Raw genomic sequence first — 13,106 nt, forward strand, 5'->3', positions numbered from 1 at the left:
AACCATACCCGGGGCCTTGCCGCAAGGCCCCGGGTCGGCTATACATTGAGGTGGGGAGAAGACCGCTTACGGCGTCAGCCGGTGCAGGTCTCGCGGGAACAGGGTCGTCTGCCGGATGTTCGCCACCCCCAGCAACCGAGCGGTCCACCGTTCCAGCCCGATGGCGAAGCCGCCGTGCGGCGGCATGCCGTGCGCGAACACCTCCAGGTAGCCCTCGTATGCCTCGGGCGATTCGCCACGCTCCGCCAACGCGGCCAGGTAGTCGGCGTGACGGTGCAGGCGCTGACCGCCGGTGACGAGCTCCAGGCCACGGAACAGCAGGTCGAAACTGTTGCTGTACAGAGGGTTGCCGGGTTCGGAATGGGTGTAGAAGGGACGCTTGGCCATGGGATAGCCGGTGACGAAAAAGAACTCCGACCCGTGCTCACGCCGGGCCCACTCGGACAGCCACCGCTCGTCGGCGGGGGCGAGGTCGATCGCGTCCTTGCCGCCCAACAGCTTCTGAGCCTCGGCGAAGTGAATGGACGGGATCTCGGCCGGCACCTCGGGCAACTCCGCCCCGAGCAGTTCGACCGCATCGGCCCGCGAAGCGGCGCCGGCCAGCATGCCGGCGATGGCCTCGCGCAGCACGGCCATGACGTCGCGGTGGTCGGAGATGAACCCGATCTCGGCGTCGAGGCTGGTGTACTGGGCGAGGTGGCGGGCGGTGTCGTGGGGCTCGGCCCGGAACACCGGCCCGACCTCGTACACCCGCTCGAACACGCCGACCATGGCCTGCTTGAAGAACTGCGGCGACTGGGCCAGGAAGGCCTTGCGCCCGAAGTAGTCGATGCCGAAGACGTCAGCCCCGGACTCGGTGGCGGAGCCGACGATCTTGGGCGTGTGGATCTCCGTGCAGCCGATGCCGTCCAGGGCCCGGCGGAAGCCGGCGACGGAGGCGCCGGCGATCTCGAACTGGGCCCGCAGCAAGGGATGCCGCAGCGCCACCGGGGCATGGTCCAAAATGGTCGGCAGGGTGGCGGAGACGGTCGGCCGGTAGAGGTCGAACGGCGGCGGCGCGACGGCTTCGCCGAGCACGGTGAGCACCGGCTCGGTCAGCTCACAACCGCCGGGCGCCTTGGGGTTGGCGGTGACCAGGCCGGTCACCTCGACGACGGTCTCCTCGGCGGGCGCGGGCCCGGAGGCGACCACCTGGGTCAGCCCGGACCGGTCGCGCACGATCACGAAGGTCACGGATTTCAGCTCACGGCCGCGGTGCACCCAGCCGGCGACGCGCACGCGTTCACCGATGTGGGCGGCCAATTCCGCGGACAGGACACGGGCGATCATCGCCACTCCAGTGGTCGAGTCGACCCCTTGGGAGTGCGGGCGAGAAGGGAAACTCGCGGTGCCACCGCACTTTCGCCCCCGCGGACGGGGACCTCGTTCTGGCCCGATCACGCGGGCCGGCCGGCGGGGCCCGACCCTTCGATATCACTGCTCCCCGCACTCGGGAGTGTCTTCACCGGGGGACGCGGGACCGCCTTCGCAGCTACCGGCGGCTCTCTGAGGACCCGCGTTGGTCCCCGGCTACTTGTCTCCGTCGACGTGTTGCGGCACAGCGTATCCGATGAAGCCGGTAGCACGCCTCAGGATTTCAGCACGCGGGAGTGCAGCTCGGTCACCACCCGCCGGGCCGAGTCGAACGCGCCGGCCTGCCAGGTCACCAGGAAGGTCAACCAGTCGCCGGCGAAGTACACCCGCCCCTGCGGCTGGTTGAGCAGGACGTACGCCGGGATGTTGTCAGTGGTGGGCAGCGCCCAGCCGCCCTCGATGTGCGGAATCCGGTGCCAGGCAACGGAGAACGAGCTGGCCAGCTCGGTCCGGTACTTGTCGCCGTGGATCCGCACGCCCTGCGCCACCGCCCGGGCCTCCCGCTGCGCCGGCGTCAGCTGCCCGTACGCCACGGCATGCGCATCGGTGTTGTAGTAGCCGATCAGGGTGCCCCGGCGACCGTGATAGCCGTGCGAGGGATACCAGAGGTGATCCAGGTCGAGGTCCGTCTCGGTGATGCCGCCGTAGATCCGGTGATCGGTCTCCCACCAGCGGCTCCGGTACTCCAGGCCCATCTTGCCGACCGGGTGGACGTCGAAGGTGGTCAGCGCCTGCCGCACATCCGCGCCCAGGTTGTGTGGGATGCGAGCGGCGATGTGCGGCGGCATCGCGGCGATGCAGTAGTCGGCGTCGATCCGCTGCTCCCGGCCGCCGCGCGTGTACGTGACAGAAACCCCGTTGTCCCCGTTGGTGATTCCCGTGACGGCGCACCCGGTGCGCACCCGGCCCGGCCCGATCGCCCGCACCAGCGCCGCCGGGATCCGGTCCATGCCGCCGACCGGTTGGAACATCAGCATGGCCTGCTCGTACTCGAACTCGAACGAGAAATGCCGGCCGACGCCGCGGGCCAGGACGTCCGACAGCGACGGCGGCCCGGGCAGCGGAGTGCCGGCCTGGTCGAAAGCCCCCGGATCGACGGCATAGCCGCGGCGCTTGGACCCCGTGTACCTGTGCTGCGCCCCGATGTCGCCCCAGTCTTCGAGAAACGCCAGCAGCCGCTGCTTGTCGTCGCCGGTCAGCGAGCTGTCCAACGCGCCCTGGTCGGTGGCCTTGGCCAGTAGTTCACTGACGTAGCCGTACACATCGGCCTTGGCCGTGCGATAGCGGACCGGCGCGCCCATGCCCTCGTGGTAGATCAGCGCGCTGGCGTTGGTGTTGGTGAACACCTCGATCGGGATGCCCAGCTCACGGCAGTAGTCCAGGGTCACCATCCACTGCGCGATCCGGGCCGGGCCAGCGTTCATGTACTCGCCGTCGGAGAACCGGCCGACCTGGGTCTGCCCGTCCAGCTCGGTCTGCCGCGTGCCGCCGCGGACGGTGAAGTTGCGGCCGCCGGCGACGTCCCGCGCCTCAAGCACGGTGCAGTCGTAGCCGGCCTTGCCCAGCTCGTACGCGCTGGCCAGGCCGGCGATGCCGCCGCCGAGGACGACCACCTTGGCCGCCGCACGGCCGGTCAGCCGGAAGTCGGACGGCTGCGGCGGCCGGTAGTCCGCCGTGCCCATGGCCGTCGGCGCCAGCCCGAGTGCGCCCATGGTCGCGAACATCGCGCCCGCCCCGCCCGCGGCGCCGACCACGGTCAGAAAGTCACGCCTGGAGATTCCCCTCATGGGTGACACCCTCGCCAGGTCCGGCGGGATCCGGCGCAGATACCCGAGAATTGCCGGTCACTCCACCCGATCGCGCAAGTTCTCGTGCAGGGCCCCGAGTCCGTCGGCCAGCGCGGCGAAGTCCTTGCGGCTCATGCCGTCCACGAACAGCTCGCGGACCAGGGCGGCGTGCCCGGGGGCGGCCTCGCGCAGCTTGCGCCAGCCGGCCTCGGTGAGCACGGCGACGATGCCGCGCTCGTCGCTGGGGCAGCCGCAGCGCCGCACGAAGCCGGCCTTCTCCAGCTGCCCGACCTGGTAGGTGAGGCCGCTCTTGGACGTCACCGCCGCGCCGGCCAGCTCGGTCATGCGCAGCCGGCCCTCGGGCGCCTCGGCCAACCGGGCCAGCACCTCGAACTGCGGGTGCGACAGGCCGGCGTCCCGCTTGAGCTGATGGTCGACGAGCCGGTTGACGGCGGCCCCCACGGTGAGAAACTGCTTCCACGCAGTGAGTTCGCGCTCGTCGAGCCAGTTCTCATCGGCCATGTCGAACATAGTACAAATTTCAACAGAGTGCCGCTTGACGACACCGGGCCCACGGGACCACACTGGCGTACGGATACCGAATGACCGTGCGCAGAGCGAACACTGGAGTGGCTCGTGACGATCAAACGAGACCTGGTCATCGGCGGCGAGGACGTCCCGGCGCTGGACGGCCGCACGACGGAGGATCTCAACCCGTACACCGGCGAGGTGCACGCGATCGTCGCGGCGGCCGGTCCGGCCGATGTCACCCGCGCGGTGGACGCCGCCCAGCGGGCGTTCCCGGCCTGGTCGGCGACCTCACCGGCGGCCCGCCGCCGGATCTTCCTCAAGGCCGCGGACATTCTCGAGGCCAGGACGGCCGAGGCGGTGGCCGTGATGGCCGAAGAGGTCGGCGGCGTCGCCGGCTGGGCCATGTTCAACGTCGGCCTGGCGGCCGGCATCCTGCGCGACGCGGCCGCGGCCATCGGCCAGCCGCTGGGCGAGGTGCTGTCCACCGAAACCGAGGGGCAGCTGTCGCTGGCCCTGCGCGAACCGGTCGGCGTGGTGGCGGCCTTCGCCCCCTGGAACGCCCCGCTGATCCTGGGCACGCGGTCGCTGGCGGTGCCGCTGGCGGTGGGCAACACCGTCGTGCTCAAACCCAGCGAGGACGCGCCCATCGCGTGCGGCCTGTTCATCGCCGACGTGTTGCGCGAGGCCGGGCTGCCGGCCGGCGTGCTCAACGTCGTCACCAACGCGCCGGCCGACGCCGCCGAGGTCGCGCGCGCCCTGATCTCGGACAAGCGGGTCCGGGTCGTCAACTTCACCGGCTCCACCCGGGTCGGCCGCATCATCGGCACCACCGCCGCCGAGCACATCAAGCCCGCGGTGCTGGAACTGGGCGGCAAGAACGCCCTGCTGGTGCTGGACGACGCCGATATCGACTACGCCGTCGACGCCGCGGCCTTCGCCGCCTTCCACAACGCCGGCCAGATCTGCATGTCGGCCGACCGGCTGCTGGTACACCGCGCCGTGGTCGAGGAGTTCACCGAGAAACTGGCGGCCAAGGTGGCCTCGCTGCCGCATGGCGACCCGGCCGACCCGGGAACGGTGATCGGGCCGCTGATCACCGCGGGCGCCGCGCGGCGGGTGTCGGAGCTGGTGGCCGAGGCGGTCGCGGCCGGCGCGTCGCTGCGGGCCGGCGGCGGCGAGGCCGACGGGTCCCGCTACCGGGCGACCGTGCTGGCCGACGTCACCCCGGAGATGCGGATCTTCACCGAGGAGATCTTCGGGCCCGCGGTCACCGTGACCACTGTGGACGACGACGAGCAAGCCATCGCCATCGCCAACAACACCGACTACGGCCTCACCGCCGGCGTGATCACCGAGGACACCCGGCGCGGGCTGGCCGTGGCCCGGCGGCTGCGCACCGGGATCGCGCACGTCAACAACCAGACCGTGGACGACGAGCCGCAGGTGCCCTTCGGCGGCGTGAAGTCCAGCGGCTACGGTCGGTTCGGCGGCCGCTGGGGCGTGGAGGCCTTCACCGACACCCGCTGGGTGACGGTCGCCGGCCAGCACAACGGCTTCCCCTTCTAGCCTCCCCTAGAGGCGACCTCAGGGTCATTCCCGATGCGACGGCCGCCCACCCCCCGATACCGTCCGTGGGCGTCGGGACGTCGTAGGGGGAGTGGGCGGATGCACAGGGTGTTGGGGATCGCCGGCCTGGTGGTGGCCGGGGTGTGCGTGGCGTCGGGGTGCAGCCGCCTGCTGCCGCCGCAGTCGATGAGCGAGACGAAGACGCTGGACCAGTCGGTCACCTCGATCAAGCTGGACGGCCGGTCGGGCGACGTGACGGTGCGGGGGCAGGCCGGGCTGACCAAGGTGACGGTGCAGCGGACGATCAAGTACCACGACGGCACGCCCAAGCAGGACACCTACCGGGTGGACGGCGGCGTGCTGGTGCTCAGCGGCGACTGCGGCAGCAACTGCGACGTCGCCTACGACGTCACGGCGCCGGCCGGCCTGCCGGTCAGCGGCGAGACCTCGAACGGCGACGTCCAGCTGCGCAACGTCGGGGCGGTCAACGTCACCACCAGCTCGGGTGAGGTCGACCTGGCCGACGTGGCGGGCACGGTGAAGGCCGAGACCAGCAACGGCGAGATCACCGGGCGGGGGCTGCGGGGCGGGTCCGTGCAGGCGACCACCAGCAACGGCGAGATCAACCTGGCGCTGCTGGAGCCGGGCGACGTGACCGCGCGCAGCGACAACGGCGACGTCAAGCTGGCCGTGCCGACCGGCGGCTACCGGCTGACCACCCAGAACCACAACGGGCACCGCAAGATCGGCATCACCGAGGACCCGAACGGCAAGAACACCCTGGACCTGAGCACCGACAACGGCGAGATCGAGGTCGTGCCGGCCTAGGGCGTGCGCCGCCGCAGCGGCCACCAGGTGACCAGCACGAACAGGCTGAACAGGTTGAGCACCAGCCACGTCGGGTGCAGCAGCGCCCCCGGCAGCCCGGGCCAGTTCAGGTACCAGTTGGCCAGCAGATCCGGCACGATCACCGCGAAGGCCAGCGTCACGCCGTGCCGGTGGCCCAGCGCCACCAGCACCGCCGTCAGCGGATCGATCACCACCAGCGCCGTGAAGAACACCGCCAGCGGCACCGGCACGCCCGAGTAGCCGCCGGCCAGCAGGTCGATCGCGTGCGTCGTGGTGCCGATGAGAAAGCCGACCACATAACCGGCACGCACGATCCACCAGGGCACAACCCGGACATTACGCCAGGCCCGATCGGCCCGTCGCGGCGCATCCGCACGGCCGGAAACGGGCCGGGAGATGGGATTCGCGCGGTACGCCGGGTTGGGCCCGACGTACCGCGCGAAGCGTGTGGGCTAGTTCGACAGGACCGTCGGCACGTTGTAGCCCTCGACCAGCAGACGCGGGTGCGACACCGACCTGCGGGGCGCCACGCTGACCGTCCTGCTCTCGCCCGGCAGCAGCCAGAAGTAGTTGTCGCCGTACAGCGTGGGCAGCACGCGGTCCTTGCCGTTGTGCTCCCGCAGCGACAACCGAACCATGGCCGCCACCGTCTTGCCGGTGTTCTTCACGACCGCGCTGTAGGCGTTGCCGCTCTGGTTCAGCGACACCGAGACACTGGTCGCGGCGGTCTGGTTGAGGGTCCGCATGTCCGTGTCGGCCCGGTAGCGCCAGTAGGTGTTCTCCGACATCAGGTTGCCGTTGCTGTCGGTCATCCGCAGCCGCAGCAGGTGCAGCGCCGGCAGGGAGTCGGCGAACGGCACCGTGAACGACGCCGTCACCGAGGACGGCGCGATGTCGACCTTCTGGCTCTGCACCGCGCCGAGGGACTTGCCGGCCAGGTCGTACAGCTGCGCCGACACCGTGGCGCCGGACACCGCCACCGGGGTGTGGTTGAGCGCGCTGACCTTCCAGTCGACGAGGCTGGCCTGCACGTGGTGCGGCTCGCAGCCCTTGCGGGAGCCGTAGTAGCTGCCGTTGACGTCCATGTCGTAGTCGTAGGTCTGCCACACCGTGCTGTGCCAGGCCGGGTGCGACATCCACAGCAGCACGCCGCGGGCGTCGTTCCACAGCACCGCGTTCCACGCCTCGAAGATGGCGCGCATGCTCTCGTAGTTGACGAACTGCGCCTTGCGGCAGAACTCCTCCAGCGAGCTGGCCGGGCCCAGCCGGGCGGAGATCGCGTCGACGTAGGTCTGCGGCTTCTGGTTGCCGTTGGCCGACCAGTCGTGCAGGTACCACGACGGGCCGATCGGCCAGCCCGGGTCGTCCGCGCCGACGAGGTTGCGCATGGACTCGACCACGGACACGGTCGGCAGGCCGATCTCGCTCCAGAAGCCGTGCGTGACGCCGTAGTAGTTCTTCGGGTCCTGCCAGAAGTACGGGCCGTCGCCGCTGATCACGCCGCCGGCCGAGTTGCTCTGGTACATCAGGTCGCAGCTGCTGGTGACGATCTCGCGCAGCGGCGTGTCGATGGCGTCCGGCGGCGATCCCTCGTTGCAGCCGAACCACACCACGTTGCACGCGTGGTGGCGGTAGCGCAGCACGACGTCCTTGGCCTGGGCCAGGAAGATGTCGTGGTTGGCCGGGTCGGCCGAGAAGCCGTCCCAGAACTCGTTCCACAGCAACAGGCCGTACTTGTCGCAGGCCGCGAACAGCTCCTCGCGGTAGCTGCAGCCGATCCAGTTGCGGATCAGGGTGAAGTTCATGTCCCGGTGCATCGCGACCACGTTGTCCACGCGGTCCGGCGGCATCCGGCGCAGCAGCTCGTCCCAGCCCCACGCGCCGCCGCGGATGAACACCTTGACGCCGTTGACAAAAATCGTCATCGGCACCGGGGAGTTGTCCACGGCCTTGGCGTCGGTCCAGGTGTTGCCGTCGGCCGAGACCTGGATGACGAAGGTCGCCGCGTAGGCGTACTCCCAGGTCAGGTTGAGCCGGTCGAAGGTCTGCGTGGAGCCGAGGTCGACCTGGATGTACTGGTCGTCCTCCCAGGCCGAGGCCCAGCGGGTGTTGGTGTCGCCGTCGACGGCGAGACCCGGCGGCCGGCTCGGATCGTCCACAGAGGACGCGGTGGCCGGCTTGTTCAGGGCCAGGTCGGTGGTGGGCGCGGCGCTGTTGACCACGGACAGGTTGTAGAGCGAGATGCCGTAGCTGGTGGCCCGCTTGTGGCCCTGCAGCCGCACGTAGCGGGCCTGCTGCACCGGGAAGTCGACGGTCTGGTCGGCCCGGTTGTTCCTCATGGTGATCGGCAGGTTGTAGTCGTAGCTGATCTTGCGGATGCCGAACTCGACCGACCGCTTGTCGCTGGTCCTGTTGTCGACGGTGGCGGTCATCTGCAGGGTGTGCAGATTCGGGTCGCCGTACCCGTTGGGCCACCACAGCTTCGGGTTCGTCAGCTTGAGCTGCGGGTACGCCGTCGGGTCGAACTTGACGTCGACCTGCTGGCCGCCGGGCACCGAGACGGTCTTGCTCAGCTTGACGTTGTCGAAGGACGCGGCGACGGTGATCTGCTGCGAGGCCGTCGAAGCGTTGCGCACCGGCACCGTGATGGTCACCTCGGCGGCGCTGACGTCGGGCAGCTTCGGCAACACGGTGTCGATCCGCGCGTCGCCGAGCACCGCCGCGCCGGTCGAGCGCAGCCGGACGTGGTCCCAGATGCCCGCGACGCGGTCACGCACCGCCGGCATCCAGTCCCAGCCCGAGGCCGCGACCAGCGTGGGGGAGTTGGCGAAGATGCCGCCGCCGGCGTCCACGAAGGACTGGCCGGCCGGGCCCTTGTCGCCGGGGCTGCCCGGGAACGGGATCGGCGTGATCTTCACGGCCAGCACCTGGTCGCCGCTCTTGCGCAGCGCGCCCGTGACATCGAAGGCGGCGCGGCCGAACGGGTGCGACTGCGAGCCGACCGACTTGCCGTTGAGCCAGATGTCGGCCGTCTGGTTGACGCCGTCGAACTCCAGCCAGACGAAGCGGCCCGCTCCGGTGTCCACACCGGACGGAATGGAGAATGTGCGGCGGTACCACCAGGAATGCCGGGCCAGCGCCTCCGGGATGACCATGTTGTTCATACCGGACACCGGGTCCGGGAAGTGGCCCTGCTCGACCAGTGAGGCCAGCACCGTGCCGGGAACCGTCGCCGGCACCCAGTTGTCCGTGTTCACCGCCGGGCCCGACAGCGCCGCGCCGTCCTGGCTCGGGGCGAAGTCGTCCATCGTCAGCACCCAGCCGGACTCGACCGGCACCGTGCCGTCGCCGGCGACCTTGAGCGCGGGGGGAGTGCGGTGCTGCGAGGGCCAGTTGGTCCAGCCGGTCACCTGCGGGCGACTGCCCTTCGCGGTACCGTAGACCTGGAAACCGTTGAGGCCCAACGGGTTTGTCGTGGAGCGGCCGAAGGAGGTGAACCGCACCCAGCGCGCGGTCGCCGCCTGGTCCAGCGCGATCGTGTTCACCGCGCCGGTGCCGGCGGTGGTGCTGTGCACCGTCGTCCAGACCTCGCCGTCGCTCGACACGTCCAGCGCGTACGAGGTCGAGTAGCTGGTCAGGATCTCCAGGCCGCTGGTGCCGTTGCGGGACTTGGAGAAGTCGAAGGCCGGGTCGCCCTGCTTGGCGTCGAAGGTCAGCACGATCTTGCTGACCTGGCACTGGCCATGGAGGTCGACCACCATCCACTGCGGGTCGCCCTGGGCGGCGCGCCAGCCGCTGCCGCGCAGGCCGACCTGGGCCACGCCGTCGACGGCGAAGCTGCCCGGCGTCGCCGCGTAGTCGGTGGAGGACACCGTCACCGGGCGGAACTGGGCCAGGTCCGTGGGTGCTCCGCCGGGTGCCTTGGCGTCGGTTGCCGCCTCGGCCACGCCGGGCAGCGCCGCCGCCAGGCCGAATCCCGCCAGCAGGGTGACTCCCGTGGAGAGGAAGCCCCTTCTCGACAGCCCGTCTTCTTCGACCTGCGTCATGCCCAGCTCCCGTGACCGTCGCGGCGTTGACAACGTTGCCAAGACCCTGCTTCAGGGGTGAGACCAGTGTCAAGACGACAAGCAAGACAGGAAATGCGGACACCGACAACGTTGTCATCGGGCGTCCGCGGTGGGTGGCGGGGTCGGCACGGACAGCACCGACCCCGTCACCTCAGCCCGTGGTCGCGGGCTCGGGCCGCCGGAAGTGCTTGACGATCTCGTCCGTCCACTGCGTCGGGTGGACGGCGGTCGCGGCCCGGCCGGGCTGGGCGCGGGCCAGCCGGATGCCCTCCAGCAGGGCGTCGGTGGCGGTCTCGGCGTTGTACCGCTGCTGGATCCACTGCCGGCCGACGCGGCGGAACTCGTCCTTGTCGGGATGGTCGAGCAGCTCCAACGCCTTGTCGGCCAGCTCGTCGGTGGCCAGCTCGGGGACCGGCCAGGCCGCGGGCGAGGCGTACAGCTCGGCCCCACCGCCGCCGGTGTAGCCGGTGACCAGGCAGCCGGCGGCCAGGGCCTCGGCGGTGGGCAGCCCGAAGCCCTCGCCCTCGGGCGTGCTCAGGGCGATGAACACCGAGGTCTCCGACAGGACCCGGGCGACCTCCTCGTGCGAGACGCCGTTGATGTCGTGCAGCTCCACGCCCGCGCTGCGCGGGTCGGAGCGCAGCAGGCGCCGCAGCAGCGTGCTTTCCATGGGCCGCCGGCGCGACATCCACGCCACCCGGCGGACCTTGTCGGCCGGCCGGAACCGGTCGGTGTCGATGACCGGCGGCACCAGGTGCGGCTCGTACCCGGGCAGCGCCCGCCGCAGCATGTGCGCGCCGGCCTGCGACACCGTCCACAGCGCCGGCCGGGCCGCCCAGCCCGGGTACGGGTCGAGGTCGGCCGTGCCGAGGAAGGTGATGTAGTGCCCCTGCGAGTAGATCACCGAGTGCGCGCCCCGCGCCGGATCCCTGTCCGGCACGACGGCGACCTCGGGCACCACGAGCAGGTCGTCCTCGCCCAGCTCCAGGTTCATCCCGGACAGCGTGGGCACGGTGTCGTCGAACCACTTGTAGCGGAACCCCGGCGTCGGCGTCCACCGGAACGCCTCCACTCCGGCCGCGCGCAGCAGCTCCACCTGCTGGCTCAGCACCCTGATCCCGCCCAGCGGGAACTGAGTCTCCAACGCCGCGTAGACAACTCGCCCGGCCACCGCGCCTCCCCAGAAATTCAACATGCGTAGAACAACAGCATATGGGCGCGGCTCGACGGTCGAGGCATTGGGGACAAGGGCCGCCCGATCGGACAGGGGCCATGCGTGCCCGGGCTACAACCCCGGCAGCCGTCGGAACAGGCGGGCGGTGGCGGTGCCCGGGTCGGCGGTGATGAACACCACCTGCTGGTCGTCGTCGGGGACGACGAGGACGTCGCAGTTCACCCGCAGAGGGCCGAAAACGGGGTGTTCGACGGTCTTGCTGCGGTGGCCGGGGGTGCGGACGGGGTTGGTGTTCCAGATGCTGACGAACTCCTCGCTGGCCCGGAGATCGGCGAGCAGGCTGGTCAGCCGGGGGTCTCCGGGGTAGCGGGCAGCGGAGCCGCGCAGGCGGGCGACGGCGATCTCGCCGAACTCCTCGGCGTGGCTGGTGCGTTGGAGGTCGGGGTGCAGGAAGCGGCGGCGGGCGAGGTTGGGCTCGCTGCGCAGGTCGCCCAGCAGGGCCTCGGCCAGGGGATTCCAGGCGATGATCCGGTACGTGGCGTCGGTGACGACCGCGCCCGCCCCGGGGAGGCGTTTGAGCAGGTCGGCGACGTGCGGACGGACCTGGCCGGGCGGCCCGGGCGGCGGGGTGGGGACGGTGTCGGCCAGCCGGAACAGGTGCCGACGCTCGGCTTCCGGGAGTTTCAGGGCGTCGGCCAGGGCGTCGAGGATGCGTGGCGACGGGTTCGGCCCGCGGGCCTGCTCCAGCCGTGCGTAGTAGTCGACCGACATCGCGGCCAGGTCGGCGACCTCCTCGCGGCGCAGGCCGGGCGTGCGGCGGCGGCCGGCGGCGATCAGACCGACGTCGGCCGGTCGCAGGCCGGCGCGGCGGTCCTTGAGGAAACGGGCCAGCTCCTCCTTCGGCATGGTATCGATTGTGCCTGGTTACCGGCCCGTGTCGGCGGCATCGTCGAGACATGAACGCATTGGTGACCGGGGCCAACAAGGGCATCGGCAAGGAAATCGCCCGTCAGCTGGTCGCGGCCGGCCTGACCGTCCACATCGGATCTCGCGACGCGGAGCGTGGGCGGCGGGCGGTCGAGGAGATCGGCGGCGGCTGTCGGCTGCTCGTGCTCGACGTGACCTCCTCGTCCAGCATCGCCGCCGCGGCGGCGCAGGTGGAGACGCTGGATGTGCTGGTCAACAACGCCGGCATCATGGTCGACGGCGCCACGCCCTCCGAGTCGGACGTGGCGGCCTTTCGCCGTACCTACGAGACCAACGTGTTCGGTGTGCTGGCGGTGACCAACGCCTTCCTGCCGGCGTTGCGCCGGTCCTCGCATCCCCGGATCGTCAACATCTCCAGCGGCACCGCGTCCCTGGCGTGGAGCGGCGAGCGGTACGCCACCGGCGGGACCGGGGCCGCCTACCGGTCGTCGAAGGCGGCGTTGAACGCGTTGACCCTGTACTACGCGCAAGCGCTTGCCGGCTTCAAGGTCAACGCCCTGGCGCCGGGGCTGCGTCGCACGGATCTGGCCGCCCGCGCCGCCGCCAGCGACGGCGATCCGGCCGAGGCCGCGGCGGGCGCCGTGCGGTTGGCGCTGTTGCCCGACGACGGTCCCACCGGCACTTTCGTGTCGTGGGACGGAACTCCGGTCCCCTGGTGAGTCAGGCCAGCTTGGCCCAGCTGCCCGGTGCTGTTCGTCCGACGGGGTGCCCGATCGGGCCGCGATGTGGCAC

At 70.7% G+C, this 13,106-nt stretch carries 10 protein-coding genes; 3 read left to right on the forward strand and 7 right to left on the reverse strand.

What is annotated here, in order from left to right; translation table 11 throughout:
* Positions 1-66: 66 nt before the first annotated feature.
* The 3 genes from aspS to AB0M73_RS06580 form a co-directional block, all read right to left on the reverse strand.
* The gene (gene aspS / locus AB0M73_RS06570) at positions 67-1,329 is read right to left on the reverse strand and encodes an aspartate--tRNA(Asn) ligase (protein ID WP_363887701.1); all 1,263 of its coding nucleotides are present in this window, start codon (positions 1,327-1,329) and stop codon (positions 67-69) included.
* Positions 1,330-1,628: 299 nt separating this feature from the next.
* Entirely contained in the window at positions 1,629-3,200 is a 1,572-nt protein-coding gene (locus tag AB0M73_RS06575; protein ID WP_363887703.1) for a flavin monoamine oxidase family protein, read from the reverse strand.
* A gap of 57 nt (positions 3,201-3,257) precedes the next feature.
* Complete coding sequence (locus tag AB0M73_RS06580; RefSeq protein WP_363887706.1) at positions 3,258-3,722, reverse strand: MarR family transcriptional regulator; 465 nt, start codon at positions 3,720-3,722, stop codon at positions 3,258-3,260.
* A gap of 114 nt (positions 3,723-3,836) precedes the next feature.
* On the opposite strand from AB0M73_RS06580, the gene AB0M73_RS06585 reads away from it, so the two are divergent.
* Together AB0M73_RS06585 and AB0M73_RS06590 are read left to right on the forward strand one after the other, a co-directional pair.
* Positions 3,837-5,297, forward strand: coding sequence for an aldehyde dehydrogenase (locus AB0M73_RS06585; RefSeq protein ID WP_363887708.1), 1,461 nt, complete (start codon positions 3,837-3,839; stop codon positions 5,295-5,297).
* 99 nt (positions 5,298-5,396) lie between these two features.
* Complete coding sequence (locus AB0M73_RS06590) at positions 5,397-6,125, forward strand: DUF4097 family beta strand repeat-containing protein (RefSeq protein WP_363887710.1); 729 nt, start codon at positions 5,397-5,399, stop codon at positions 6,123-6,125.
* Here AB0M73_RS06590 and AB0M73_RS06595 read toward each other — a convergent pair.
* From AB0M73_RS06595 to AB0M73_RS06610, 4 genes are all read right to left on the reverse strand, one after another.
* Entirely contained in the window at positions 6,122-6,472 is a 351-nt protein-coding gene (locus tag AB0M73_RS06595; RefSeq protein ID WP_363887713.1) for a hypothetical protein, read from the reverse strand. The two genes, AB0M73_RS06590 and AB0M73_RS06595, sit on opposite strands and share 4 nt — an antisense overlap.
* Positions 6,473-6,598: 126 nt before the next feature.
* Complete coding sequence (locus tag AB0M73_RS06600) at positions 6,599-10,192, reverse strand: discoidin domain-containing protein (RefSeq protein ID WP_363887716.1); 3,594 nt, start codon at positions 10,190-10,192, stop codon at positions 6,599-6,601.
* Between the two features lie 172 nt (positions 10,193-10,364).
* A complete protein-coding gene (locus tag AB0M73_RS06605) occupies positions 10,365-11,384 on the reverse strand; it encodes a glycosyltransferase (RefSeq protein WP_363887719.1) in 1,020 nt (339 codons plus the stop codon).
* A gap of 114 nt (positions 11,385-11,498) precedes the next feature.
* The gene (locus AB0M73_RS06610) at positions 11,499-12,293 is read right to left on the reverse strand and encodes a helix-turn-helix transcriptional regulator (protein ID WP_363887722.1); all 795 of its coding nucleotides are present in this window, start codon (positions 12,291-12,293) and stop codon (positions 11,499-11,501) included.
* Between the two features lie 50 nt (positions 12,294-12,343).
* Here AB0M73_RS06610 and AB0M73_RS06615 point away from each other — a divergent pair, with 50 nt between their 5' ends.
* Positions 12,344-13,033 carry an SDR family NAD(P)-dependent oxidoreductase gene (locus AB0M73_RS06615; RefSeq protein ID WP_363887725.1) on the forward strand — a complete coding sequence of 230 codons (690 nt, stop codon included), beginning with the start codon at positions 12,344-12,346 and terminating at the stop codon, positions 13,031-13,033.
* Positions 13,034-13,106: the final 73 nt, after the last annotated feature.

It is taken from the genome of Kutzneria sp. NPDC051319, assembly GCF_040682195.1.
GTDB lineage: Bacteria > Actinomycetota > Actinomycetes > Mycobacteriales > Pseudonocardiaceae > Kutzneria.

What these genes read in the sequence shown, in the direction of transcription:
- aspS (WP_363887701.1), bottom strand. Translation starts at nt 1,329, where the DNA reads ATGATCGCCCGTGTCCTGTCCGCGGAATTGGCCGCCCACATCGGTGAA.
- AB0M73_RS06615 (WP_363887725.1), top strand. Translation starts at nt 12,344, where the DNA reads ATGAACGCATTGGTGACCGGGGCCAACAAGGGCATCGGCAAGGAAATC.
- AB0M73_RS06600 (WP_363887716.1), bottom strand. Translation starts at nt 10,192, where the DNA reads ATGACGCAGGTCGAAGAAGACGGGCTGTCGAGAAGGGGCTTCCTCTCC.
- AB0M73_RS06610 (WP_363887722.1), bottom strand. Translation starts at nt 12,293, where the DNA reads ATGCCGAAGGAGGAGCTGGCCCGTTTCCTCAAGGACCGCCGCGCCGGC.
- AB0M73_RS06580 (WP_363887706.1), bottom strand. Translation starts at nt 3,722, where the DNA reads ATGGCCGATGAGAACTGGCTCGACGAGCGCGAACTCACTGCGTGGAAG.
- AB0M73_RS06590 (WP_363887710.1), top strand. Translation starts at nt 5,397, where the DNA reads ATGCACAGGGTGTTGGGGATCGCCGGCCTGGTGGTGGCCGGGGTGTGC.
- AB0M73_RS06575 (WP_363887703.1), bottom strand. Translation starts at nt 3,200, where the DNA reads ATGAGGGGAATCTCCAGGCGTGACTTTCTGACCGTGGTCGGCGCCGCG.